The 24,576-nt window shown below is 59.6% G+C and carries 26 protein-coding genes and 2 tRNA genes; 19 read left to right on the forward strand and 9 right to left on the reverse strand.

The genetic code is table 11. From position 1 onward, the window contains the following. Window positions 1-13 precede the first annotated feature (13 nt). Together J3O30_RS03220 and J3O30_RS03225 are read left to right on the forward strand one after the other, a co-directional pair. Window positions 14-1,975, forward strand: a complete 1,962-nt coding sequence (locus J3O30_RS03220; RefSeq protein ID WP_207582858.1) for an EAL domain-containing protein — start codon at window positions 14-16, stop codon at window positions 1,973-1,975. Window positions 1,976-2,105: 130 nt separating this feature from the next. Next, complete coding sequence (locus tag J3O30_RS03225) at window positions 2,106-3,158, forward strand: enoyl-CoA hydratase/isomerase family protein (RefSeq protein ID WP_207582859.1); 1,053 nt, start codon at window positions 2,106-2,108, stop codon at window positions 3,156-3,158. Window positions 3,159-3,170: 12 nt separating this feature from the next. Here the strand turns inward: J3O30_RS03225 and J3O30_RS03230 are convergent, their stop codons facing one another. Together J3O30_RS03230 and J3O30_RS03235 are read right to left on the reverse strand one after the other, a co-directional pair. Continuing rightward, window positions 3,171-5,231 carry an ATP-dependent helicase gene (locus tag J3O30_RS03230; RefSeq protein ID WP_207582860.1) on the reverse strand — a complete coding sequence of 687 codons (2,061 nt, stop codon included), beginning with the start codon at window positions 5,229-5,231 and terminating at the stop codon, window positions 3,171-3,173. A 103-nt stretch (window positions 5,232-5,334) separates the two neighbouring features. Then, on the reverse strand, window positions 5,335-5,616 hold the full coding sequence (locus J3O30_RS03235) for a hypothetical protein (RefSeq protein ID WP_207584249.1): 282 nt from the start codon (window positions 5,614-5,616) through the stop codon (window positions 5,335-5,337). A gap of 167 nt (window positions 5,617-5,783) precedes the next feature. On the opposite strand from J3O30_RS03235, the gene J3O30_RS03240 reads away from it, so the two are divergent. Then, entirely contained in the window at window positions 5,784-6,044 is a 261-nt protein-coding gene (locus J3O30_RS03240; RefSeq protein WP_207582861.1) for a BON domain-containing protein, read from the forward strand. Window positions 6,045-6,161: 117 nt separating this feature from the next. Continuing rightward, window positions 6,162-6,422, forward strand: a complete 261-nt coding sequence (locus J3O30_RS03245; protein ID WP_207582862.1) for a hypothetical protein — start codon at window positions 6,162-6,164, stop codon at window positions 6,420-6,422. A gap of 283 nt (window positions 6,423-6,705) precedes the next feature. Here J3O30_RS03245 and J3O30_RS03250 read toward each other — a convergent pair whose 3' ends face one another. Beyond that, window positions 6,706-6,948 carry a DUF982 domain-containing protein gene (locus tag J3O30_RS03250; protein WP_164006462.1) on the reverse strand — a complete coding sequence of 81 codons (243 nt, stop codon included), beginning with the start codon at window positions 6,946-6,948 and terminating at the stop codon, window positions 6,706-6,708. A gap of 983 nt (window positions 6,949-7,931) precedes the next feature. On the opposite strand from J3O30_RS03250, the gene J3O30_RS03255 reads away from it, so the two are divergent. Further along, window positions 7,932-8,123 carry a hypothetical protein gene (locus J3O30_RS03255; RefSeq protein ID WP_207582863.1) on the forward strand — a complete coding sequence of 64 codons (192 nt, stop codon included), beginning with the start codon at window positions 7,932-7,934 and terminating at the stop codon, window positions 8,121-8,123. A gap of 181 nt (window positions 8,124-8,304) precedes the next feature. Continuing rightward, window positions 8,305-9,264, forward strand: a complete 960-nt coding sequence (locus J3O30_RS03260) for a DUF2971 domain-containing protein (protein WP_207582864.1) — start codon at window positions 8,305-8,307, stop codon at window positions 9,262-9,264. Window positions 9,265-9,762: 498 nt separating this feature from the next. On the opposite strand, the gene J3O30_RS03265 is transcribed toward J3O30_RS03260, so the two are convergent. After that, window positions 9,763-9,837, reverse strand: a tRNA-Thr gene (locus J3O30_RS03265). Between the two features lie 155 nt (window positions 9,838-9,992). Between J3O30_RS03265 and J3O30_RS03270 the strand changes: the two genes are divergently transcribed. The 10 genes from J3O30_RS03270 (at window position 9,993) to J3O30_RS03315 (ending at window position 16,012) form a co-directional block, all read left to right on the forward strand. Continuing rightward, window positions 9,993-10,187 carry a hypothetical protein gene (locus J3O30_RS03270; RefSeq protein ID WP_207582865.1) on the forward strand — a complete coding sequence of 65 codons (195 nt, stop codon included), beginning with the start codon at window positions 9,993-9,995 and terminating at the stop codon, window positions 10,185-10,187. Between the two features lie 106 nt (window positions 10,188-10,293). Beyond that, a complete protein-coding gene (gene murA, locus J3O30_RS03275; protein ID WP_207582866.1) occupies window positions 10,294-11,586 on the forward strand; it encodes a UDP-N-acetylglucosamine 1-carboxyvinyltransferase in 1,293 nt (430 codons plus the stop codon). Window positions 11,587-11,680: 94 nt separating this feature from the next. Continuing rightward, a complete protein-coding gene (locus J3O30_RS03280; protein WP_207582867.1) occupies window positions 11,681-12,112 on the forward strand; it encodes a DUF2948 family protein in 432 nt (143 codons plus the stop codon). Between the two features lie 58 nt (window positions 12,113-12,170). Continuing rightward, on the forward strand, window positions 12,171-13,469 hold the full coding sequence (gene hisD / locus J3O30_RS03285) for a histidinol dehydrogenase (RefSeq protein WP_207582868.1): 1,299 nt from the start codon (window positions 12,171-12,173) through the stop codon (window positions 13,467-13,469). Between the two features lie 4 nt (window positions 13,470-13,473). Then, window positions 13,474-13,947, forward strand: a complete 474-nt coding sequence (locus tag J3O30_RS03290) for a UPF0262 family protein (protein ID WP_207582869.1) — start codon at window positions 13,474-13,476, stop codon at window positions 13,945-13,947. Further along, window positions 13,944-14,429: a low molecular weight phosphatase family protein gene (locus tag J3O30_RS03295; protein ID WP_207582870.1), complete on the forward strand. Its 486-nt coding sequence runs from the start codon at window positions 13,944-13,946 to the stop codon at window positions 14,427-14,429. Before J3O30_RS03290 ends, J3O30_RS03295 begins: the two co-directional genes overlap by 4 nt. A 123-nt stretch (window positions 14,430-14,552) precedes the next feature. Further along, window positions 14,553-14,771: a translation initiation factor IF-1 gene (gene infA, locus J3O30_RS03300; protein ID WP_003545338.1), complete on the forward strand. Its 219-nt coding sequence runs from the start codon at window positions 14,553-14,555 to the stop codon at window positions 14,769-14,771. A gap of 55 nt (window positions 14,772-14,826) precedes the next feature. Continuing rightward, a complete protein-coding gene (locus J3O30_RS03305; RefSeq protein WP_007633452.1) occupies window positions 14,827-15,447 on the forward strand; it encodes a Maf-like protein in 621 nt (206 codons plus the stop codon). Between the two features lie 37 nt (window positions 15,448-15,484). Then, window positions 15,485-15,697, forward strand: a complete 213-nt coding sequence (gene yacG, locus J3O30_RS03310; RefSeq protein WP_049732883.1) for a DNA gyrase inhibitor YacG — start codon at window positions 15,485-15,487, stop codon at window positions 15,695-15,697. A gap of 239 nt (window positions 15,698-15,936) precedes the next feature. Beyond that, window positions 15,937-16,012: transfer RNA gene (locus tag J3O30_RS03315), tRNA-Phe, on the forward strand. Window positions 16,013-16,088: 76 nt separating this feature from the next. Here the strand turns inward: J3O30_RS03315 and J3O30_RS03320 are convergent. The 4 genes from J3O30_RS03320 to J3O30_RS03335 form a co-directional block, all read right to left on the reverse strand. Then, window positions 16,089-16,367 (reverse strand): transposase, encoded by a 279-nt coding sequence (locus tag J3O30_RS03320; RefSeq protein WP_207582871.1) that lies wholly within the window; start codon window positions 16,365-16,367, stop codon window positions 16,089-16,091. A 7-nt stretch (window positions 16,368-16,374) separates the two neighbouring features. Next, on the reverse strand, window positions 16,375-17,820 hold the full coding sequence (locus J3O30_RS03325) for an HlyD family type I secretion periplasmic adaptor subunit (RefSeq protein ID WP_207582872.1): 1,446 nt from the start codon (window positions 17,818-17,820) through the stop codon (window positions 16,375-16,377). A 14-nt stretch (window positions 17,821-17,834) separates the two neighbouring features. Beyond that, complete coding sequence (locus J3O30_RS03330) at window positions 17,835-19,562, reverse strand: type I secretion system permease/ATPase (RefSeq protein WP_207584250.1); 1,728 nt, start codon at window positions 19,560-19,562, stop codon at window positions 17,835-17,837. A gap of 104 nt (window positions 19,563-19,666) precedes the next feature. After that, window positions 19,667-20,242 (reverse strand): PE-PGRS family protein, encoded by a 576-nt coding sequence (locus J3O30_RS03335; protein ID WP_207582873.1) that lies wholly within the window; start codon window positions 20,240-20,242, stop codon window positions 19,667-19,669. Window positions 20,243-20,847: 605 nt separating this feature from the next. Here J3O30_RS03335 and J3O30_RS03340 point away from each other — a divergent pair. The 3 genes from J3O30_RS03340 to J3O30_RS03350 all read left to right on the forward strand — a co-directional run bounded on the left by J3O30_RS03340 (window position 20,848) and on the right by J3O30_RS03350 (window position 23,818). Then, a complete protein-coding gene (locus J3O30_RS03340) occupies window positions 20,848-21,936 on the forward strand; it encodes a hypothetical protein (protein WP_207582874.1) in 1,089 nt (362 codons plus the stop codon). Between the two features lie 798 nt (window positions 21,937-22,734). Next, complete coding sequence (locus J3O30_RS03345; protein WP_207584251.1) at window positions 22,735-23,442, forward strand: response regulator transcription factor; 708 nt, start codon at window positions 22,735-22,737, stop codon at window positions 23,440-23,442. A gap of 175 nt (window positions 23,443-23,617) precedes the next feature. Further along, window positions 23,618-23,818, forward strand: a complete 201-nt coding sequence (locus J3O30_RS03350; RefSeq protein ID WP_207582875.1) for a hypothetical protein — start codon at window positions 23,618-23,620, stop codon at window positions 23,816-23,818. A 31-nt stretch (window positions 23,819-23,849) separates the two neighbouring features. Here J3O30_RS03350 and J3O30_RS03355 read toward each other — a convergent pair whose 3' ends face one another. Further along, window positions 23,850-24,575, reverse strand: coding sequence for an SDR family oxidoreductase (locus tag J3O30_RS03355; protein ID WP_207582876.1), 726 nt, complete (start codon window positions 24,573-24,575; stop codon window positions 23,850-23,852). Window position 24,576 lies beyond the last annotated feature (1 nt).

The raw sequence follows: 24,576 nt of genomic DNA on the forward strand, positions 1-24,576 counted from the left end.
TGGAAAAGGGAAGATGAAGAACTTTCTGGCCTCACTGCAGCTGCAAAAAGACAATCCGACGCTTCTGACGGCGCAGTTCCGGGCCCTGTCGTCTCAGATCCCCATTCTCTATATCCTGCTGGTCATCAACGCCCTTGCGGTGGCGATCACCCACCTCAAATCCGCGCCGCTCTGGCTCTCGCTCTATATTCCTGTCGCCTTGAGCATCGTCTGTGTCTTCCGTCTCTGCTGGTGGGAGATCAGGGGCAAGGAAAACGTCACAGCCGAGCGGGCTTACAGGCTGATGAAGATCACCATATCGGGCGCCGGTATCCTCACGATCGCTTTCGGCAGCTGGGCGATCGCGCTTTACCAATACGGCGATGCTTCCCAACAGGGCCAGATCGCCTACTTCCTCGTCGTCACCGGCATTTCCTGCATCTTCTGCCTGATGCATCTGCCGATGGCGGCAGCGCTCACCACGGTCATCACCTTCTCGGCCATGGTGGCGACCTTCATGTTCTCGGGCAATCCGGTTTTCGTGGCGACCGCCGTCAGCGGCCTCTTCCTGATCCTGCCCTTCCTCAGGGTGATCAACAGCTATTTCCAGAATTTCGTCGGCCTAGTGCAATTGACCGAGGAATTGAAGCAGAAGCGGGCGGAAGCCGAGGAGCTGAACCTCGTCAACAGCCGCAACGCCCTGCATGACCAGCTGACGGGCCTCGCCAACCGCCGCAGCTTCTTTCTCTCGCTGGAAAAGCGGCTGCAGAAGGATCCGTCCGCGCCGCCCGTCCTCGGCATTCTCGATCTCGACGGTTTCAAGCCGGTCAACGATGTTTTCGGCCATGCCGCCGGCGATCTCGTGCTCAAGGAGACCGCCCGCCGCTTCACCGCGCTGGTCGGCGAAGAGGGTATCGTCTCCCGTCTCGGCGGCGACGAGTTCGGCATCATCTTCCCCTGTTCGATGACACGCCAGGCGATCGCCGATCTCGGCCAGGCGCTCTGCGCCGCCGTTCGCGATCCCTACGAAATCCCTGATGGCTCAGTTCGCGTTTTCGGCTCCTGCGGTATCGTCTATCCCGAGATCGGCAAATACACCGCCGAGGATCTCTACGAGAAAGCCGATTTTGCCCTCTACCAGGTCAAGAGCAAGCGCAGCAGCGGCGTCGAATTCTTCTCGGCGGAGCACGAGAAGATCCTGACGCAGCGCCACCTGATCGAGCTCGAGCTGCAGGCGAATGATTTCGCCAGCGAATTGAAACTCGAATATCAGCCGATCGTCGAACTGAAGAGCGGCCGCGTCGTCGGCTACGAGGCGCTTGCCCGCTGGGACAGCGCCCGCTTCGGCCGCATCAGTCCCGACGCCTTCATTCCCGCTGCCGAGCGCACGGCGGTCATCGGCCGGATAACACGCATCCTTTTTGCCAGGGCGCTCGAAGCGCTGGCGATCATTCCACGCCATCTCCGGCTCTCCTTCAATCTCTCTGCGCGCGATATCTGCGACCATGAGACATCGATGGCGCTGCTTGGCATGGTCACCCGCTCCGGCATCGATCCCAGGCGCATCGAATTCGAGATCACCGAGACGGCGCTGCTTTCCGATTTCGACACCGCCGACCAGGTCATCTCAATGCTGCGGGCTGCCGGCATCTCGATCGCGCTCGATGATTTCGGCACCGGTTATTCCAGCCTCAGCCATATCCACCGTCTCGGCTTCGACAAGCTGAAGATCGACAAGGCCTTCGTGATGAATTTCGATCGCGACGCCCGTTGCATGAACATCACCCGCTCGGTCGCCAATCTCTGCCAGAATCTCGGCATTGCCTCCGTCGCCGAAGGCGTCGAAAGCGAGGCGATCGCCGAGGGCTTGAAGGCGGCGGGCGTTCGTCTGGCGCAGGGCTATCATTTCTCGCGGCCGCTGCCGCTGGAACTTGCAATCGACTATGCCGCCCGGTGCGAAGCCGCAGCCTCCGCCCGCAATTCGCTCTCTGCCTGACCGGTCGATCCCCGGCCGATCTTAAATCGACTGGAGCGACGTTGCATCGTCGTCTATTCATGGTCTCGAGCCTTTCCCGGGCAGAATGCTTCAATCTGACCAGGAAAGACTTCGACAGCGGAGGTGAACCATGCAAGACGGCGAAGTCATCATTGAACAGCAGGGCACTGCCGGCATCATCCGGCTCAACCGGCCGCGGGCGCTAAATAGCCTGACGCTGCCGATGATCCGGACGATCACTGACGCTCTTGATGGTTTTGCCGGGGATGCCGACGTGGCGAGCGTCGTCATGAGCGGGGAGGGTGAACGCGGCCTCTGCGCCGGCGGTGATATCCGCGCCCTGCATGAAAGCGCCCGCGCCGGCGATGGTCTCGCGGGCGCCTTCTGGCGCGAGGAATTCCGCCTCAACCATCAGATCGCCGCCTACCCCAAACCCTATGTGGCGCTGATGGACGGCATCACCATGGGCGGCGGCGTCGGCCTATCGTCGCACGGCCGCCACCGCATCGTCACAGAGCGCACGCGGCTTGCCATGCCCGAAACCGGCATTGGCTATGTCCCGGATGTCGGCGCCACCTGGCTGCTGCCGCGCGCCCCCGGCGAAGCCGGAACATGGCTCGGCCTGACCGGGCTCGATATCGGTGCTGCCGACGCAATCCACGCCAGCCTTGCCGACCTTCAGATTGCGTCGTCGCGGCTCGGCGCGGTGATCGATGCGCTGTCTGTCCTGCCGCGCGCCGGCTCCCCCAGCGATGTCGATGCGGTGCTGCAGGCGCTTTCGGAGCCTGCAGGTGAAAGCCGGCTCAGGCAGAACGCATCGGTGATTGATCGCGTCTTCTGTTTCGACAGCGTCGAGGAGATCCTGGCAGCACTTGCCGGGGAGGAGGGCGACTTCGCCGCCGAGACCCGCCGGGTGCTGATGACCCGCTCGCCGACCAGCCTGAAACTCGCCTTGGCGCTGCTGAGAGCCGGCCGCCGCAGCGCTTCACTTGCCGAATGCCTCGGCCGTGAACTCGGCGCCTGCCTGCAGATGCTGGATAATCCCGATTTCTTCGAAGGCATCCGCGCCGCCGTCATCGACAAGGACCGCAATCCGAAATGGTCGCCGGCAAGTATCGAGGCTGTCGGGGCTGCAACGGTCGAGCGCTTCCTGAAACCGGCCGAGCCGCCGCTTTCGCTTTGATGGATTATCTGGTTATCGCCACATGCCGCGCATGCGGGCGCCGACATCGATGCGAACCTGCCGCGCCTGCGCTTGCGCGGCAGCTCCGGACTTTGCCTGCGGCCAGCTGCAGGCCTCGAAGAACTGCAGCAGAGTTGCCGGAATGAAGCGGCTGCGGGAGGCGTAGACGTGCCGGTCGCCCTGCGAATTCTGCCCATAGGTAAAGAAGCGTTGCGGCACGACGAGGTCGAGACCATCCCGGGCGCGGGTCATTGCCACATAGAGCAGCCGGCGCTCCTCCTCGATTTCCGCAGTGGCGCCGACGGCGAGATCGCTCGGAATGCAGCCGTCGACGACATTCAGCATGAAGACTTTCGTCCATTCCTGGCCTTTGGCGGAATGGATGGTCGACAGGATGAGATAGTCCTCGTCGAGCAGCGGCACGCCTGCCTGGTCGCTGGTCGCATCCGGCGGATCGAGAGTGAGCTCGGTGAGAAAACGCTCGCGCGAGGCATAACCGCCGGCGATCTGCTCGAGTTGCAGCAGATCGGCCTGCCGGGTCGCTGCGTCCTCGTGCAGCCGTTCCAGATGCGGCGCGTACCATTGCCGCGCCAGGCCGATTTCCGCCGGCCACCCGGCCTTGCCGGATTTCAGCTCCTGCAGCGTCGACACGAAGGACGTCCAGTCCTCGCCGGAGCGCGGCGGCGCCGGCATGGCGGCAAGCGCCGATATCGGGCTCGCATCCTCGGCCATCAGGTCGAGCGCCTTCTGCGCCGTCGACGGCCCGACGCCCGGCAGGATCTGCATCAGCCGAAAGCCCGCCACCCGGTCGCGCGGGTTCTGCGCGAAACGAAGGGCGGCCAGCATGTCCTTGACATGGGCGCTGTCGAGAAACTTCAGCCCGCCGAACTTGACGAAGGGAATGTTGCGCCGGGTCAACTCGACCTCCAGCGGCCCGCTGTGATGCGAGGCGCGGAACAGCACGGCCTGCTGTTTCAGCGTCAGGCCTTCCTCGCGGTTGTCGAGCACCATGTCGGCGACATAACGCGCCTGGTCGGCCTCGTCGCGCACCGAAACCAGACGCGGCCGCTCGGATGATTGCCGCTCGGTCCACAGGTTCTTGGTGAAGCGCTCCGAGGCGAGATCGATGACGGCGTTGGCCGCCGCCAGAATCGGCTGCGTCGAGCGGTAATTGCGGTCGAGGGTGACGATATTGGCGGCCGGGCTGAAGGCGGCGGGAAAATCGAGGATGTTGCGCACCGTCGCGGCGCGGAAGGAATAGATCGACTGGGCATCGTCGCCGACGACGGTCAGCCCCTGGCCGCCGGGCTTCAGCGCCAGCAGGATCGACGCCTGCAGCCGGTTGGTGTCCTGATATTCGTCGACGAGCACATGGTCGAAGCGGCTGCCGATATCCTCGGCGATCACGCTCTCGCCGACCATTTGCGCCCAGTAGAGCAGCAGATCGTCGTAGTCGAGCACGTTCTGGCTCTGCTTCGCCTCGACATAACAGGCGAAAAGCTCACGGAGCTGTTTCTCCCAGGCCGCGCACCAGGGAAAGGCGTCGCGCAGCACCTGATCGAGCGCGGTTTCCGAATTCACCGCCCGGGAATAGATGGCAAGGCAGGTGCCCTTGGTCGGAAACCGGCTTTCGGTTTTTGAGAAACCGAGATCGTGCCGGATCAGGTTCATCAGATCGGCGCTGTCTTCGCGGTCATGGATGGTGAAGTCGGCATCGAGGCCGATCTGTTGGGCATAATCGCGCAACAGCCGCGCGCCGATGCCGTGGAAGGTGCCGGACCAGGACAGCGCATCGGCCATGACCCCGGCATTCGAGCCCAGCACGTCGCGGCAGATGCGCTCGACACGCCGCATCATCTCGGCGGCGGCCCGGCGGGAGAAAGTCATCAGCAGGATGCGGCGCGGATCGGCGCCCTTGACGATGAGATGGGCGACCCGATGCGCCAGCGTATTCGTCTTGCCGGAGCCGGCGCCGGCAATGACCAGCAGCGGCCCGGCAATATGACTGCCGTCGATGAGCGTGCCGTGCTCGACGGCCATGCGCTGCTGGGGATTGAGCTTTTCGAGATACATCCAGCCGTCCGGTCGGGCTCTCGCAGAATCACTGCGGAAAATTAGATGTTCCTTGAATGTTCGCGATTTCAGCCGCTGTCAAGCCTGCCGCTCCAACGCAACGTCAATCGGGGAAATCCGGTCCGATCACGCGCCGCACCAGCTTCAGGCTGCGGTCCGGCTGAAGAATATAGGTTTCCTCCACGCGCTGGCCGGTCCCATTGTAGAACTGGTTATAGACGGCGCTGCCGACCGGCGACTTGGTGAGCTTCGTTCGCGGCTGCCCGCCATAGGTGATGCTGCCGGGAATGGGGTCGAGCGCCGGCGTATCGGCCGACGAGCAGCCGGCAAGCAATACCCCGGCAAACAATGCCCCAGGGAATAAGGCGGGCAGCAGCACTTTCATCGTCGTCATCTCTCTTTCGACTACAAGCAAATATGGAAACCGCATCACCTTTCGCCAAGGGCACCGACGCCACGACCCGCAGGAAACGCTCTTGATAGCCCCACGACCGCAACGAAATGCCTCGCTGCAGCGTTACCCCACATCTACCAACATCAGGAGCGGTAACGGTGCCTGGCTTTCCAGCATTCACGGCCCATGAGGAGCCCGGCCGGCAGGGCCACAGCGATGCGGCGACCCGCGCCTCGGTAGAGAGCGCCCTTCATGCGGCCGGCGATATCGAAGCCGGTGAAATCATCGTCGGCATATCCGGCTCCTATGTCGTTCTGGAAGGTTTCGTGCACCGGCGGGGCGATGTCGAGCGGGCAGTCGAGATCGCCGAGAGCATTGTCGGCCGGGGCTACGTCCGCAGCCGGCTGCTCCGACGCTGAAACGCCTGCAAATGAGAAGCTGCGCGACTCCTGTGCTCACGTGCCCTGACCACACATGACGGGAACCAAGTGCTCTCCCGCGTGTTGAAATGCCGGATCGAAACGCTGGAGACCCTCATGCAGTCCCTTCCTCGCCTCTCGGCAATCACCTTGATGTCAACCGGTGTCTTTGCCGGTTCCGCCTATGCCTCGCTGGAAACCGGCACCAATTATTCCGCTCTGCCGAAGGACCAGATCGCACTCAACGAATATACCGGCGCTGTCGCCTGCACGCCGGCAGAGCCGCATTATCTCCCCTCCTTCATCCGCGCCGGCGATGGCACGATCATCGGCGTCGGTTATATCGAGGTCGGGAATGAGGGCGCCGCGGACTGCTGAAATAGCGTCCTGCTCAAACGAGGCTCGCCTGCGTTTCCGCAGAGGTGACGAGCCTCTGACCATCATCATGATGGCTGCGCGTCTTCTATGAAGACACCGGTACCAGGCGCAACGCCCATTGCACCAAAACCCGGCACAAGTTCGCTGCAGGGTTAAGTAAATTAAAGCCTTATGCCGTTCCGGCACGCTTTATTTACGGAAAAGCCAATAGGGTCGGCAATGCTGACCGAAATACCAGTTCAATGTGATCAAGCGCCTGTGCGCTTCCTGTCGAACGCGCGAGTTAATGCAGCTTCAGCTTCGCCTCTTCGGCCGCCGCCAGGAATTCAGCTCTCGCCTCTTCCACGCTCTTGCGCCCGTCGAGTGCTGCCCGGCAGGTGCTGCGCGCCTTGATGTAACGGAGACCGCGCAAGTTCGGCCAGAAATCCGCCAGGCATTTCAGCGCGTCGAACGGCCCGTTGACCGTTCGCGCATCGGCATCTTCGAAACCGACCTTGACCGGGCTGTTCCATCTTTCAGTTGCCATCAATGCTCCTCCACGATTGTCGACAGAAACAAAGGATGCAGCGTCTCCGTATTCCTCCGCGGAGACGCCGGCCATGATCGCTATTCTAGCGTGATTTTCACGGCCAACAATGGTGAATCGTTTCTTGCTGCTGAGGCTCAAATGTCAGCCTGCGCAGGAGGGATCGCGGGTGCGCGCGCCAAACGAAATTTTTCGCAGTCGCAAATGAGTTGTATGGCGCAGGCCCCTTACCCTCTTCCCGCAAAAAAACGGGAAGACGGGACGTGCCACGCGAAACGTTGACGGGGAACGGAGAGGTCGCGACATATCCCCTTCGCCCCGTTTACGGAGAGAAGTGCAGGCAGGCGGATTAGGGGCTGGGTCTCGCCAACGATGGTAATACGTACAATCTAGCCTGCGCGACAAACAGACCCCCAGCCATCTCGGCAATTTGCTGCAAAGAGAGATCGGAAATACCAAGACCCCAAATGCGAGAAAACGCTTTCGGCGAATTGCTTCCCCTTCCCGCGTCGATTGAGGCTTTGACGAAAACGGCGGTGACGAATCGCAATCTCACTCCAGCAAATGCATATTTCTACAAGTGCAAACTGTGAATTAGGCGGAAGGGGCAGTCTCATCGCGAGTTTTCACAAGTATTTCATGACGTTAGTGTTTCAGGTGAAACACGTTGATTTTAAACAGCTTTTATCTGTGGATGAGGAAAAACATAGTTGGCGCAAGTGCTTATCGCTTGCGCCTGTTCCACAGGAGTTAATTTTCAACCCCTTGACGGAATCGTGCGAATGAAACTTTAATTTCCCTACTGTTCGCCTATCGGAAGAGCAGGGCACGAAAAAGGCCGGGGTTACAGCCCCGGCCTCGTGTCGAATAAACCGAATGCCTCGATCGGCAAAACGGATCACCCCTTAACGACCCCAAGGATACTTGGGGAGGATGGCCTGTCAAGCTGATCGAGGTTTCCTAACCAAAAAGGAAACTCGAAAATGAATCGTACGAACCACCGCCTCACTCTCGATGACGCCGTACAGGTCTGGCTTCACAGTTGGACCGGCGAATATCAGCACGAGATTGCTGCCCGCTTTGGCGTCAACCAGGGGCGTGTAAACGAGGTCCTGAAGGGCAAACGCCACGCTGGCAGCGAGCAGATCGCTCGCGAAAAGCGGAATATCCACTAAGAGGATGTGGGTGCAACCCGCACCCTTTGAAGTCGGACATCACCCGCCGAAACTATGGTTCCGACGGGACAACCCGACCAATTTCTTTGAAGATGCCCGCGCCCGTTGCGCAGGCAATTAGCACTTCAGCTATGCGATGATCGAGTAAATGTAGTCGGGAGAGGTAGGGGCAGCTAAGAAGATGACGGACGCTGGACAAAGTGAGATCGAGGCCGAAGGATTAGAGCAGCAGCCGGCGGAGCTGCCGCCGTTCGTCAACGTGTTTAATGGATTGGCCGAGATCCAGATTAAGAAAATCTACGAGAATGTCGTCATCCCGACATCTCTATTTCACTACACGAGCGCTCAAGGGCTCATTGGCATTTTGGGCGAACATAAGCTTTGGTTTTCCGACTCCACGTTCATGAATGACGGATCAGAGGTCGTGTATGGCGTTGAAGTTGCCGCATACGCTATCCGTGAATTCGTCGAAGACAAAACGGAGGCGGAAAAGAATGCAGGCTCTTACCTGATCGATCAAATCGCCGACGCGATGCGACACTATCAGCCCATCATCTTTTGCATGAGTGCGCGCAACAACCTTCTCAACCAGTGGCGCGATTATGGGAAGGATGTCGTTCCATACTGCATAGAGTTCAACGCGGCTGAACTCGAAAACTGGCAGTCTCGAAACTTCCCGCACTTTCTGACGAAGGTTGTCTACGACGGACACTTTCAAAAGGAACTGACGATCAGCTTGGTTAAAGACATCTACGACAGAGCCATCGCCGTAAAGGGCGAACGTGAAGAGTTCGATGATGAGGAAGCGAAGCGTTTGGCAATTGGCGCGGCGATGGAGATTGCAAAACTCATAACGCGGTTCAAAAACGCGGCTTTTGAGGCAGAGGAGGAGTATCGCGCAGTTTGCTATCGCCCTGACATTGAGGGAACCGTGTCGCGAAAGTATCGAGCCAGTTCTCTGGGCGTCGTGCCCTACTACGAGTGGGTTGGCAAGGGCGGGCCACTGCCGCTGCCGGTCTTGAGTGTAACCGTCGGTCCGTCGCCATATGCGACCGTCTCCGATCTTGCATTAAAGCAGTTTCTTGCTGACCAAGGATATGATGTCCCAACTTACTATTCGAAAATTCCGATCCGACGTTAGGTGGAACGAAAACTAGATATCTCCCACCGGCGCAAAACAAATCGGTGAGTATTGCGGTCGCGCGATCTCGGTGGCCGCTCGACCCTTGGCCGAGTGGGCTTCAAAATCAGATCACGAGGGATAGCGACGCCAGCAGCCTCAAGCACGCGATCCCAATGCTGCAGCCATGATATGATGTCTTCGCCCGTCGGCGGACTCCTCGGGCATCCAAATGCCTTTCGGCCGATCCGATAGCGTCTCGCGAGAATTATGGCCTCGATTGCTTCGGAGGATGTCAAATCGAAGCGATCGCTGAAATCGACGGATGATATTTCTCGCCCATTAAGCTGCTCAGCCAACCATTTGAGCAGCGTCAACCAATAGCTGACAACTAATTTGCGTCAAACATTCGCGGAGCGACGCCCGGATTTGCTCGGGAAATCCTTCTTTGCTCTGTTCGTTCCTTCCGAGCGGAAGGGCGCGTTCAATTGAGAAAGTGGAGGTTTTCAACTGGTTGACTGGTGCTGCCGAGTGGGATTGAACCACCGACCTCACCCTTACCAAGGGTGTGCTCTACCACTGAGCTACGGCAGCAGGACCAGGACCCGTGCGAGCCGTGTGGCTCAATCGCGGGAACGGGGCGGCTATTGCCACAGCTTGGCGGCCAGTGCAAGCAGCAAATTCCAACTTTGCGTGGATTGGGATGCAAGGGCCTTTTGGATCGGTGCGAATTCGGCTAATCCTGTCACATGAATGAAAAGACCGAAACCGGCCAGCAGAGCCGCAAAGAGGCGATCGAGGCACAGGCGAAACTGCGCCGCGAGCGCGCCGCCGAAAAACTCCGGGAAAATCTTTCAAAACGCAAACAGCAGGTGCGCGCCCGCCGTTCCGGGCAAGCTGACGAAACAAGTGGACTGCCTGCCGCAAAAATGGACGAATCGTAATGTTCCGTCCGCGGCGAATTGAAGCGTCGCGAAAAATCCCTTAAACACCCCACTCCTATTCCAAGGCAGTACTTTCAGGAAAGGCGGGCGCGGCCCGTAAGCGCACATGGATCGTATCAGAATCGTCGGCGGTAATGAGCTGAATGGCATCATTCCGATTTCCGGCGCCAAGAATGCCGCACTGCCGCTGATGATCGCCTCGCTTCTGACCAGCGATACGCTGACGCTCGAAAACGTGCCGCATCTGGCCGATGTCGAATTGCTGATGCGCATCCTCGGCAATCACGGCGTCGATGTCGCCGTCAACGGCCGCCGCGAGCGCCAGGAAGATTCCTACTCGCGCACCATCCATTTCACCTGCCGCACCATCGTCGATACCACAGCCTCCTATGAGCTGGTCTCGAAGATGCGCGCCTCCTTCTGGGTCATCGGCCCGCTGCTGGCGCGCGAAGGCCATTGCCGCGTATCGCTGCCGGGCGGCTGTGCCATCGGCACGCGCCCCGTCGATCTTTTCATCGACGGCCTGACGGCGCTCGGCGCCACCATGGAGATCGAAGCCGGTTATATCAACGCCAAGGCGCCGAATGGCGGCTTGATCGGCGCGCGCTACACCTTCCCGAAGGTCTCCGTCGGCGCCACCCATGTGATGATGATGGCGGCAACGCTTGCCCGCGGCACCACGGTGATCGGCAATGCCGCCCGCGAGCCTGAGGTCGTCGATCTCGCCAACTGCCTGAACGCCATGGGCGCCAAGATCTCGGGCGCGGGGACTGCGACGATCACCATCGAAGGCGTCACCTCGCTCTCCGGCGCCCGCCACCGGGTGCTGCCGGATCGTATCGAGACCGGCACCTATGCCATGGCCGTCGCCATGGCCGGCGGTGATGTCGTGCTCGAGAATACCGATATGGCGCTGCTCGAAACCGCGCTGGAAACGCTGCGCCGCGCCGGCGCGGACATCTCTGAAACCAACAACGGCATGCGCATCAAGCGCAACGGCGCCGGCATCAGGCCGGTCGATATCGTCACCGATCCGTTCCCGGGTTTCCCGACCGATCTGCAGGCGCAGTTCATGGCGCTGATGACCCGCTCGTCCGGCATCTCGCACGTCACCGAGACCATCTTCGAAAACCGCTTCATGCATGTGCAGGAGCTTGCCCGCCTCGGCGCCAGGATCACGCTGTCTGGGCAGACGGCGAAGATCGAGGGTGTCCAACGCCTGCGCGGTGCGCCCGTCATGGCGACCGATCTGCGCGCCTCCGTTTCGCTGGTCATCGCCGGCCTTGCGGCCGAGGGCGAAACCACGGTCTCCCGCGTTTATCACCTCGACCGCGGTTTCGAGCGGCTCGAGGAGAAGCTGACCCGCTGCGGCGCCGTCGTCGAGCGCATCAGCGAGTAAGCTGCGCTCATCCCGGTTGCGTAATTGGCCGCAGCATCTTATTTCCCTTGTCTACGCATTGCCATTCCGGCGGTGCCTGCTGGGGTAAGACTGAATGACCGATCTGAAGCTTGTTGCGCTCGATGACGAGGACCTCGCGATCATCTCCGCGCATATGCAGGACAGCGTCTTCAAGGTCGGCGACATCGACTGGTCGCCGCGCGACGCGCAGTTCGCCCTGGCCGTCAATCGTTTCGTTTGGGAAGGCGCCGAACGCAAGCGCAAGGGTTTCGAGCGCCGCCGGGCCGCCCTGGTCTTCAAGCGCGTGCTGGCCGTGCGGTCGCTCGGCATCGATCGTGGCAAACGGGACGAGGTGCTGTCATTGCTGGCGCTGCGATTCGATAAGAAGGGCGACGGACCGGAAGGTACGATCGAGCTGTCGCTGTCCGGCACCGCCTCGATTGCGCTCGATGTCGAATGCATCGAGGTGCAGCTCGCCGATATCGGCGGTGCCTGGGAGGCCTCCTCCAAGCCTCGCCATCGCTGACGCCGCTGACGCTTGACGTTTGAACATCGCAGTTTCGAGTTGAGAAGGAAAATCGGCCTTGGCAATCTGGCTGGATCAGGCATCGGAAGGTTTCGAGCAGCATTTTGCCGCCTTTCTGACGACGAAGCGTGAAGTTTCCGAGGATGTGAACACCGTCGTTCGCGCCATCATCGATGATGTCAGGGCCCGCGGCGATGTGGCGCTTGCCGAATATTCGCTGAAGTTCGACGGCATCGATTTCGCCACCGTACCGATGCGTGTCACGCCGGAAGAGTTCGACGCCGCCGTTGAGGCGGTGCCGTCGGAAGTGCTGGGTGCGCTGAAGCTCGCGGCACTGCGCATCGAGAGCCATCATCGCCGGCAGCTGCCGAAGGACGATATCTACGAGGACGACCTCGGCGTCGGTCTCGGCTCGCGCTGGACGGCGATCGAAGCGGTCGGGCTCTATGTTCCGGGCGGCACCGCGAGTTATCCGAGCTCGGTGCTGATGAATGCCGTGCCGGCCAAGGTCGCCGGCGTCGATCGCATCGTGATCGCCGTTCCGGCCACCGGCGGCACGGTCAATCCGGCGGTGCTTGCCGCCGCCAAGCTTGTCGGTGTGACCGAGGTTTATCGTGTCGGCGGCGCCCAGGCGATCGCGGCTCTGGCCTATGGCACTGAGACCATTGCCCCGGTCGCCAAGATCACCGGCCCCGGCAATGCCTATGTCGCTGCCGCCAAGCGCCATGTCTTCGGCACCGTCGGGATCGATATGATTGCCGGCCCCTCCGAGGTGCTGGTGATTGCCGACAAGGACAATAATCCGGATTGGATCGCCGCCGACCTCCTGGCGCAGGCCGAGCACGATGTCAGCGCCCAGGCGATCCTGATCACCGACAATGCCGACTTCGGCAAGGCGGTGGAGCAGGCGGTCGAACGCCAGCTAATGACGCTGAACCGCGCCGAGACGGCGGCGGCAAGCTGGCGCGATTTCGGCGCGGTCATCCTCGTTGCCGATCTGAAACTGGCTATTCCCTTGGCGAACCGCATCGCGGCCGAGCATCTCGAACTCGCCGTCGCCGATCCGGACCGGCTGCTCGACGGCATCCGCAATGCCGGCGCGATCTTCATCGGCGCCCATACGCCCGAGGTGATCGGCGATTATGTCGGCGGTTCTAACCATGTGCTGCCGACGGCGCGCTCGGCGCGCTTCTCATCCGGTCTTTCGGTGCTCGATTTCGTCAAGCGCACCTCGATCCTGCGCCTCGGTCCGCAGCAGCTGCGCACCCTCGGCCCGGCGGCGATCGCCCTTGCCGTCTCCGAAGGCCTCGATGCCCATGCGCGATCGGTCGCGATCCGCCTGAACCTCGAAAGGTGAGGGCATGGCGAAGGGCGATTTCCGGCTTTGCGACGTCGTCCTTGACGATACGATCGGCCGTTCGACGCCCGATGTCGAGCATGAACGCGCCGTTGCCATCTTCGACCTGATCGAGGAGAACAGCTTTGCGCCGCTCGGCCATTCCGGTGGGCCCTATCGGCTGAACATCTCGCTGGTCGATTCGAAACTGGTTTTCGCCGTCACCACCGAAGAGGGTGGCGACGTCGCCACCCATATCCTGTCGCTCACGCCCTTCCGGCGGATCGTCAAGGATTACTTCATGATCTGCGAGAGCTATTACGAGGCGATCCGTTCGTCGACGCCGAGCCGCATCGAGGCGATCGACATGGGCCGGCGCGGCATCCACAATGAAGGTTCGCAGACGCTGAAGGATAGGCTGACCGGCAAGATAGAGGTCGATTTCGACACCGCCCGGCGCCTGTTCACCCTTGTCTGTGTGCTCTACTGGCGCGGATGACGGCAATGGATCGCGCCGCCGACATCGAGGAGGGAAGGAGGCCGGGCGCCATCCTCTTCATGTGCGGGATGAATTCTATCCGCTCGCCAATGGCCGAAGCGATCGCCCGTAGTATTCTGCCTGGTAATACCTATATCAGGTCGGCCGGCGTACGCGCCGGCGAGCGCGATCCTTTCGTCGATGTCGTGCTCGATGAGATCGGGCTTTCCCTCGGGCGCCGCCTGCCGCAGACGCTGGAAGAGCTCGAAGACGATTATTTCGATCTGATCATCACGCTGTCGCCGCCGGCCCATCATGCCGCACTCGAGCTGACGCGATCGAATGCAATCGACGTCATCTACTGGCCGACCATGGATCCGACGGTTGTCAGCGGAACACGCGAGCAGATTCTGGAGAGTTATCGCGAGGTCCGCGATCACCTGGCTGGCCTCATCGAAAGCCGGCTACTCAAACGAAATGGCATTGCCGCGCAAACGGCATGAAAACAAATAAAGGAAAGGCCGTTCAACAAGGTTCACAAACCTGCGTTGATTGTGTAGTTTCCGCGCAAATTTTAAAGGCGCGCGCTGCGCTGCCTATTCAACCCACAGGAAGAAAACACTTATATGCCGAAAGAAGAAGTCCTCGAATTCCCCGGTATCGTCACCGAACTTCTGCCGAATGCGACGTTCCGCGTGAAGCTCGAAAACGAACACGAGATCATCGCCCACACCGCCGGCCGCATGCGCAAGAACCGCATCCGCGTTCTCGCCGGCGACAAGGTGCTTGTGGAAATGACGCCCTACGATCTGACCAAGGGCCGCATCACCTACCGTTTCAAGTAAATTTGACAAAGGTCTTGCAAGGGGTGTTCCCCCGCCTGCCGATGGTCGAGGTTCCATGGCGCTGAAATACAAGCTCATTCTGGCCTCGGGCTCGCCCCGTCGCGTCGACCTGCTCAACCAGGCCGGCATCGAGCCTGCACGCCTGATGCCGATGGATATCGACGAGGCGCCGAAGAAGTCGGAGCATCCGCGTTCGCTCGCCCGCAGGCTTTCGGCCGAGAAGGCCGAGGCAGCGCTCGCCGCCATTAAGGGCGATATCACCTGGAAGGGCAGCTATATCCTCGCCGCCGATACGGTGGTCGCCGTCGGCCGGCGCATTCTCGGCAAGGCCGAATTTGCCGACGAGGCGTTGAGTTCGCTGCATCTGCTGTCGGGACGCAACCATCTCGTCTACACCGGCGTTTGTCTGGTGACGCCGGATCGCAAGATCCGCCAGAAGATCGTCGAGACCAAGGTGCGCTTCAAGCGCCTCTCCGGTTTCGAGATCGAGAACTACCTGGCCTCCGGCCAGTGGCGCGGTAAGGCAGGCGCCTACGGCATCCAGGGCCTTGCCGGCACCTTCGTGCAGAAGATGGTGGGCTCCTACACCAATGTCGTCGGCCTGCCGCTTTATGAAACCATTGTGCTTCTGACCGGCGAAGGCTTCGATGTGCATAGCCGGTGGCCCGAGGGTTGAAGCCCGCGGCCAATTCCTGAATTAGGACGGACCGATTATGCCTGAAGACAAAAAAGCCGCCGCCAAGGTCGAACCGCTGCGCAAGGCGCGCCCTTGCCCCGAATGCGGCAAGCCCTCTCACCGCGAACATTACCCCTTCTGCTCCAACCGCTGCCGCGAGGTCGATCTCTCCCGCTGGCTGACCGGCGCCTATGCGATTCCCGTTGCCGACGACGAGACCAAGGCCGAATATCCGGATGAGGAAAACTGAAGCATGTCATCAGGGAGTGTGCAGCGGTTCCGGGAGTACGACATGCATAAAACAACGAGCTAAAGCGCCCGCGAAGCTCTTATTTTTCCTCATGAATCCGCAAAATCGGCAAGACCGTCAAAAAAGAGTCATTTGACCGCTTGCCATGGCCGAGCAAGATGCTATAACCCCGCTCGCTTCCGGGGCGCACCAAGGCCCCGCGGTTCTTTTTCTGAAAAAGGTCCATCGGAAGCTGGTTAGCCCAGGTAGCTCAGTTGGTAGAGCAGCGGATTGAAAATCCGCGTGTCACTGGTTCGATTCCGGTCCTGGGCACCACACAATCCCCTAAACTAATCATGTGAATAGTATGGGATAGCCTGAGCCAGAAGGCGGCCAACATACCTCTCTGAGGTTAGTTTCGCCCTTTCGATGTCTTCGCCAGCATCTCGCTCAGCGTTGCCGCCGAGAGCATGGACTCGGCCAAAAGCTTCTTGAGCTTCTGGTTTTCTTCCTCCAGGGCTCTCACCCTTCTGACATGAAGACCGACATTTCCGAACTGCAGGGATTGCCACCGATAGAAGGTCGGCTCGCTGATGCCGTACCTGTGGCAAACATCTGCCACCGTCACCCCGGCTTGGTGCTCCTTCAGAATGCCCGTAATCTGGTCGTCGTCGAATTTTCTCTTACCCATCACCGCTTTAGTCCTCACGAAATGCTCTGTTGAAACTGTCGAGAAGAGGTCTGAGTGCATAGATTGCCACGCTGCTTTTGCCGGTCTCGATCAGAGTCTGTGCGGGCATGCCGGCGACCATTTCGACATCCTTCATTTTCGCCAACCGCTCGTCCGTTACGCGGATTGTCGCGGCATAGTAGGGTTGGCCGCTTGCCGTATCGGTGAGACGGTCTGCCGATACATACTCGACCCGACCTTTCAGGAGTGGAACGCGCCGCTGATTGTATGGAAGGAGGTGAATCTGTGCCTCGAGCCCCGCACGGACGACATTGATATCTTCCGGCCTGACGTGGACAGACACGACAAGGCGATCGGAGCGCGGCAGAAGATCGACGAGCGGTTCGCCCGCGCCGACTACCCCACCGGCTGTGTGGATGCGCAGGTTCATGATTGTTCCATCTTCGGGCGCACGGATATCGGTCCTTGAAAGCTGGTCGTCGATCGCCCGCAAGCGCTCGCGCAATTGCATGATCTGGCTTTCCGTAGCGCGCATGCCCTGGGCGACTTCGCTCAACCGGTCGCTCTCAAGCTTTGCGAGATCGGCCTGTGACTCGCTGATCACCTGGTAGGCGCGAGAGATCTGTGCCTCTACTTGACCCTGCTGGCCGTCAAGGTCTGCTTTTTCCCGCTGGAGGTTGAGAAGCCTGCTCCTTGTTTCCAGTCCCTTGGCGTTGAGGGCCGTAACCTGATCCAGTTCTTGGCTCGAGATTGCAGCTCTGTCGGCCAATGCTGCCTTTTGCGCGCCAAGTCCGACGATTTCCTGCCGCACCTGCGCGATTTTTTCATTGGCGATCTGAATTTCCGCCTGCATGACCCGGCGACGGGCTTCGAAGATTTTCTGTTGACCGATCAGAATCGCGCTGACCGAAGGATATTTGTCGATTGCTGCCCTGAGATCCTCAGGATAGGCGACATGGTCGTCGCCGGTCTGCTCCGCAAGCAGGCGGGCGCGGCTTCCTTCGGCGTCCCAAAGTTGCCCTTGGATGCTGTCGCGCTCCGAGCGAGACTTCGTGTCGTCGAGTTCTATCACGATTTGCCCGGCCATGACCGCATCGCCGTTTCTGACGAGGATCCGTCGCACAATTCCGCCTTCCAGATGCTGAATGGTCTTGCGGCTGGACTCCGGTTCGATAACGCCCGATGCGATCGCAGCGCTTTTCAGCGGCGCCAGAACCGACCAGATTCCCAATCCGACGATGAAAACCAGGATCAACAGGTTACCCGTCCAAACAACGCCTCTCAGCCCCGGCATGGGCGAAGACGGGGCCGGTCCGCGCTGTTTCTGTTCGATCACCGGCGAATAGACCGTCTGTTGCCTGGCTGTCGCTGTCGATCGTTGAGCGAACCGCTGGTCCGTCCTTGGCGAATTTGAAACTCTCGCCGGCGTTGCGTCCAGTTGAACAAGGGTCATGGCGGCGTCCCTCCCTACGTTCCTGTTCGAGACGGTGGTTGAAGATAGGTTTCATAAATCCGCTCACTGTCGCCGATGGCAGCCACAGTCCCGTTACGCATGATGGCAATCTTGTTGGTGACTGGCAGGATCCCCATCCGGTGCGTTATGATAACGACGGTCATCCCCCTGGATTTCATGCGCTCGATTGCAGTGAACAGCATCCGTTCGCCGTCATAATCCAGGCTCGAGTTCGGATCGTCGAGAACGATCAGAGATGGATTTCCATAAGCCGCGCGTGCCAGTCCCAGCTGTTGACGCTGAGCTCGAAGGAGCAGGTTCCCACCCTCACCGATATCGGTCTCGTAGCCCTGGGGCAGCCGCATGATCGCGTCGTGCAATCCAACCAGCTTCGCGGCGTCGATTGCTTTGCCGGGATCTCCTCCGTCCAGCCGGCCGATCACATCCTTGATCGCTCCTCCGAAAAGTTCGATGTCTTGCGGCAGGTATCCGACGTGGCGGGTCCCCCCGCAAAGGCGCAGAGCCGTGATATCGACCCCGCCGAGAAGAGCACAGCCGCTCGTTGCTTGCACAACGCCTGCCATGACGCGACCGAGAGTCGATTTCCCCGATCCCGACGGACCGATGAGCGCTATGCAGTCGCCGGGCGCGAGGCGCAACGTGACGCCTGTCAATATCGGCCGATCGGCGAATGGCTGGATGTAGCTGACGTCATCGAGAACGAGGCCGTTACGTTCCGGTACCGGCACCATTCGGGCATCCTGGTTCGATGCAACGGCGATCAGCATTCTGTTCAAGCGATTGAAAGCATTGCGTGCAAAGGTAAAGGAGCGCCATGCACCTATTGCGCCCTCGATCGGTGCAAGCCCGCGCCCGAGCAGCAAGCTCGCAACGAAGATGATTCCGGGACTGCCGTTGTTTACGAGCACCAGCCATGTAGCAGATCCCATCATGAGGATCTGCGCGAGTGTGCGGATCGATTTGGAGAATCCAAGAATGATCTCCGTGCGATGCATCGCGATGTCCTGCGTTCTTCTCGCCATTTCCGCCTCGCGATAGACCATCATCGCTGCGCCATCCTGCATGCCCATTGCCCGGATCACCTCGATGTTTTTGAGGGCGGTCGCAAATCGGAAATAGCTCCTCGAAAGGGCAAGGTTGGCGTGGGCAAGCGGCTCTCGCGTCGCCAGTTCCGTCAGGAACGCGAACAGCAGAAGTGCAAATGCGCATAGAAGACCGATGGTCCCAAGCAGCGGGTGAACAAGAAACAGCAGGAGCAGGAATACTGGCGCCCAGGGAACGTCAAAAAAAAGGGCGCTAGCCGGTGAATCGAGGAATTGGCGTAGTGCGGCCAGGTCCCTGTAACACTCCGTGGCGGCTCCCGCATCGGCGAGCGCGGCATATTCGAATGATGCGGTCAGCACCATGGGCCGGAGCCTGTGGTCCAGCCAGCTACCGATGCGCGAAAGAGCTGCCCTGCGCACGATGTCCAGCATGGACCCGACCAACACGGCGATGGCGATGATCATCGTCAGCATCAGCAGCGTGTCGGCACTTCGGCTCGACAGGACCCTGTCATAGATCTGCAGGAGATAGATGGAAGGCGTCAGAAGAAAGAGGTTATAGCCGCAGCTATAGAGGAAGACCAACCCGAAGGCTCCGGCACAAGCCCGGAGCGCCGCAACGAGGTGTGTCTGCGGCCGCGATGGCTTTATCGATGGCTTTATCGAAATCGTTGTCATCGTCAGATCTCGCTGCACTGGATACTGACAAGAAGAGGCTGCGGGCTGGTTCAGTAAGCCTGAGGGTCGCCAGTCGAAACGAGCGACCCTCAAGGGAGATGAGTTCATGAGCCAAGATGGCTGACATCGATATGGCCGAAGGCGTTTATGAAATGATCGAGATCATTGTGCACCGTCGTCGTTTCTGGATTGGTGTGAACCAATGCTGACGAGATGTCGCCGCCCAGAGCGTAGTTCCCGTTGCCGCCGTTACCGCCGACGCCTGCGAGAATGGTGGCATGCTGATCGGCCACGAGCTGCGTATATTGTGTCGCGGTCGTAGCCGCAGCCACCGCAGCCGTGTCGTGGCCGCTTGAGTTTCCTTGACTGCCGTTGGAGTCGGAATCTCCCCCCGCGCCGCCGGCGCCGCTGTTTGAGATTGCCGCCAGGAAGCCGTTCTGGGCCTGGGTAAAGCCACCGGGTCCGCCATTGCCGGCGTCCCAATCTGCCGTCTGCCAAACGTGATCGCCGTTGTGCAGATGGGTAGATGCCCCGTCGACCGTTTGCACGGGGTCTACATATGCAACCGGGTTGTAGTCAATATTCCCATTATTGTGGCCATCACCGCCGTTGCCGGCATTCGCGTCACCTGCATCTGGGTGATTAAGGTGAATCGTGTCAGATATTTGTGGGATAGGCATTTCAGTCACTCCTTCTACTTTGGTTCGTCCGTTTTAATTCTACGGCGTTCCCCCTACGGCGTGGGTATTAGTATGTCACCGCCAGACAATACAGCCGCAGGCGAATATTGCCCGCGATTCAATCTGCGTACTATCTAGATATTCGGCGACATTCCTTCGGGCGTATGCTTGGAGGTGGCGGAGCGTTATTTTGGATTGGTATTTGGTGATCTTGCGCCGGATGGGATGAGCATGATCATGTCTGCGGCCTCGTCGAAGCGACGTCGTTTTTCCCAAACGGCCGCCGAAGCGAACCGGCCGTATTCCGAGGTCCTGACCAGGCTGCGCTTGGCGGAGGAGATTCTGTTTGGGGCGAGAAAAATCAACCCGCCACGAAAACGGAGGCCAATGCAGGACTCTAGCCCGAAGGCGGGTTGAGTGCTGTCAAACCTGCACAACGGGGCGTTACGGCCATGATAGCCAAATGGCTATAGACCTAGCCGACGGGATGTAGACGAATTGCAGGCTCTGCTTTTCTTAACTTCAGAGGCACAATGGCTGAATAATTCAGGCTACATGCGCGACACGCTTGGCGGACGTGCGGTTGACCGCGGATGGAGACGGCAATGACGGAAATTCGTCCCTTCTTGGAAGATTCGCCCAAAGCGGGCACCGATCAAAACCTCGCCTCCAGTCTGGCCGCGGGGCATCTGGCGCTGGTGCCGACCTGGCTTCCATTGGATGTTGCTTCCGGTTCGAGCTCCAATTCAGCCGGCAGCGGCGGTGACGGGATAAGCGAAGGCGTGATCAGCAGCAACGCGTTGGCCGTCTTCATGCCGTCCAATGCCGCTATTGCGGGACCTCATTCGAGCGCCGACGCTTTCCAGGGCAACGATGCGCTCATCAATCAGCATCCCACCGAAATGGCCGGGATAGGCGGGAATGGCGGAAGCGGCAATGTTGCCGTGGGCAGCGGCGATGGCGCCAATCATGCCGGCACTGGGGGAGATGGCGTCTTCTACGGTGGACTCGTAAGCACCGAAGTCGCGCTGTTTGCCCCCGTGAATACCGCTGTGGCTGCGGGCCCTGGCGCGGAGGCGCACGCCGAGCAATCGAACAATGCTTTGTTTCTGCAGGGCGCAACCCAGATCGGCGGCATGGGCGGCTCGGGCGGAGACCATAACGTCGCGAGCCATGGCTCGTCGATGAGCCCGGGAACGGCGCTGACATTGACCGGCGACTTTTATGCGGGCCACGGCGGCGATGGATATTTCGTCGGCAGCATGGTCGACATAAGTATAGCCATCTTCTCGCCGATCAACATCGCCATCGGCGCCGCAGGCGGCTCGGCGGAGGCTCATCAGACAAACAATGTCATTTTCGATCAGGGCACTGTGCAGATCGCCGGCATCGGCGGCAACGGCGGTGGCTTCAACCTGTCGTCGGACACGATCTTCACCGGCAACCATGCGGGTGGCGGTGGCGGCGACGGATCGTCAACCGGCAGCATGGTCGACGTCAATGTCGGCTATTTCCATCCCATCAACATTGCCGTTCCCGCCGGTGGGACGGCGGACGCCCAACAGATCGATCATGTTCTCTATGATCAGCATGCGCTTCAATTGGCCGGCATCGCAGGCCACGGCGGAGACGGTAACCTCACCGACGCCCATTCCGCTCTCGTGGACGACATTCTGAGCTTCATGCATAGCTAGAGCGCGCCGCGATCTTTCAGTTTCGCTCCTCGCGCTTGAGGTCGTTGGTTTTACGCATGTCGTTATCGCAAAACTTTTTGCGCGACATGCTCGCTAGCGGATAGCTCCCCACCTGCATCCGACATGACCCCCGAACGGCCGGCTCACTGGGATGCCGAACAATCCACCATGATCGCATCCGCATTGTCGCCGATTCGGCCGTCAGAGGCCGTGACCTCTGTCCGGCATCTGGCCGGTGCCGGCGCGATGCTGCCTAAGTGAAAACGATGCCCAACTGGGTAATAATGCATCGATAGAGCCGAATCATTTAGTAATCATAATGGGTAGTCGGTGATCTTGGCCGTCTGTTGCTTTTCGCGTTTGCTGTTTTGCTTTCGGGTCTGCGACAATTTTGAATTGAGATATGGTAACAAAGCCAAGCTGATCGGAATCTAGTTATATCAAGTAGATCTTTTCTGAATGGATCTTCATTAGATACGTTGCCTTTTCAGCGCCTTTGAAAGCTCTGTTGACCTGCTTGCCGTACGTGAACTCGGAGAAGACTGGTAAGTCTGAAGCGACAAGTCGAACCTGCATGTCATCATGAACAAGCTCTTCAATGTGCTCTGCAGGCCCCAGTCATCTCTCGATGAAATCTTAGCTATAAGAATTATCATGAGAGATCTGACTGTCGATATCGACAATAGACTCTCTTTTTATCATGACATGTAGTGAGAACAGGCATAGTATGAATGCCTGTTGGTTGCAAATATTCTGGGGAGCACGCAAGTGTCCGACAGTGCTGGAATTAAGCGCCGTATGGGGCGCAATGCACCAACTGTGATCATCGTTGGGCATTCTACACTGGCGCGCACGACCGTAGTGAAGCTTCTTGAGCGTGAATTCGCCGGCTGGAACTTTATCGATTTGATCTCGACCGAGAGTCTCGATCGAGCACTTGGAGCCGAGGTGCGTTTGATTGCATTGGATCTGGCCGGCAGAGGTGTTGAGAGCTCCAGCCTGCGTGATGACCTCGCGGCGATTACGGCACGTTTTCCTGAGGCTCCTATCACGTTGCTCTCAGGTACGGATGACGCCATCATAGCGCGTCAAGCGCTCAAGGTGGGCATCCGCGGCTTTTTCTCGACTTCACTTCCCGTTGACATTGCCCTTGCCGGTCTTGGTCTCGTTCTGGCAGGAGGAACCTTTTTCCCGCAGCTTTTGGGAGCGGTCACAAACGGCTCAAACGAGCATAGTCCGGCCAGAAACGAGGCTGAAAAAAGATTGGATGATCGGACGCAGTACTTGGCGATTGCCGATTTCACTCCTCGCGAAGCGGATGTCCTCGCAGAGTTGCAATGCGGATGCTCAAATAAGGTAATTGCAGGAAAACTCAATTTGTCGGGGCATACGGTAAAGATGCATGTGCAACACATCATGCGCAAGCTGCAGGCGCAGAACCGCACTGAAGTGGTTGCCCGTTTGGTTCAAAGAGCCGCCGACGGGCGTGACGCCTTGCCGAATTAGGCAGTGTCGCCAGTACCGGGAGCTGTCTCAACGAAAGCGTCTACACCAGGGAAACACCACCGCCCGCGCGGCGGCCGTGGTGTATGCGAGCGTTCGTTTCACCCGGTCTTATATCGTGAATCCCTAATGGGAACTGCGAGTCCGGCCATCCGTTATCCATTGAGCAACGGAGGACATGAATATGCGCAAGAAGAAAGCCATCGTCGAGGCGGCGCTCGAGTCCGAGTATGAGCGCCAGCCGCTCGGGATTATGAATACGGAGCAAGCCCTGGAGCTTGAGGATTCCGACGGTCTTGTTTTCAGTCATCCGGATAAAGAGGCCGGCGTGACGGATCATTTTGTTGATCAGGACCAGTTGCGCCGATTGGTGCAGTAGATCCCTGAAAAGACGAGCGGCGCCGTCGACGTCACGCAATCATGAAGCCGCCGTCCACCGGCATCGATATCCCGTTCACCATCGCAGCCTGATCTGAGAGCAGGAAAAGAACGACGTCGGCAATATCGCTCGGCTCGGCGAAGCGGCCGACGGGAATTCGCTGCTTCATCCCGGCGGCCTTGTCGGGATCGCTCCATGCCTTCACCGCCATTGGCGTCAGCGTCACCGTTGGGTGGACGCCGTTCGCGCGTATGCCGTGCGGCCCAAGTTCCTTTGCCATGACACGCGTCAAGCCGTCCAATCCACCCTTCGACGCACAATATGCAGCGTGGTCGGGGATGCCGATAAACGACGCGACCGATGAGACATTGACGATGGCGCCCTTGCGGCCCTCCTTAATCAGCGAACGAGCATATTCCTGCGCCACGATCATCGGAGCACGCGTGTTGACCGCAACAAGACGGTCGAATGCTTCGACTGTCGTATCCAGGAAAGGCTGCAGTTCGGTTGTGCCGGCGCAGTTGACGAGGAAATCTGCCGGAAGGGCCGCGATCGCCGCCTCCCTGGTCGCATCGGCGTCCGCGAGATCGACCTGTATGGCGCGGCAGCCGGGTTCCTCTCGCAGCAGGTCGACGTCGCTCGCACTGCGGGTCAGAGCGACGACCTCAGCACCACGCTCGATGAGCATCCTCGCAATTTCGCGTCCGATGCCTTTTCCGGCACCGGTAACGATGACGGTTTTTCCTTTGAAGTCCATG

The sequence above is a fragment of the Rhizobium sp. NZLR1 genome (assembly GCF_017357385.1).
In the GTDB taxonomy this organism is placed as follows: domain Bacteria; phylum Pseudomonadota; class Alphaproteobacteria; order Rhizobiales; family Rhizobiaceae; genus Rhizobium.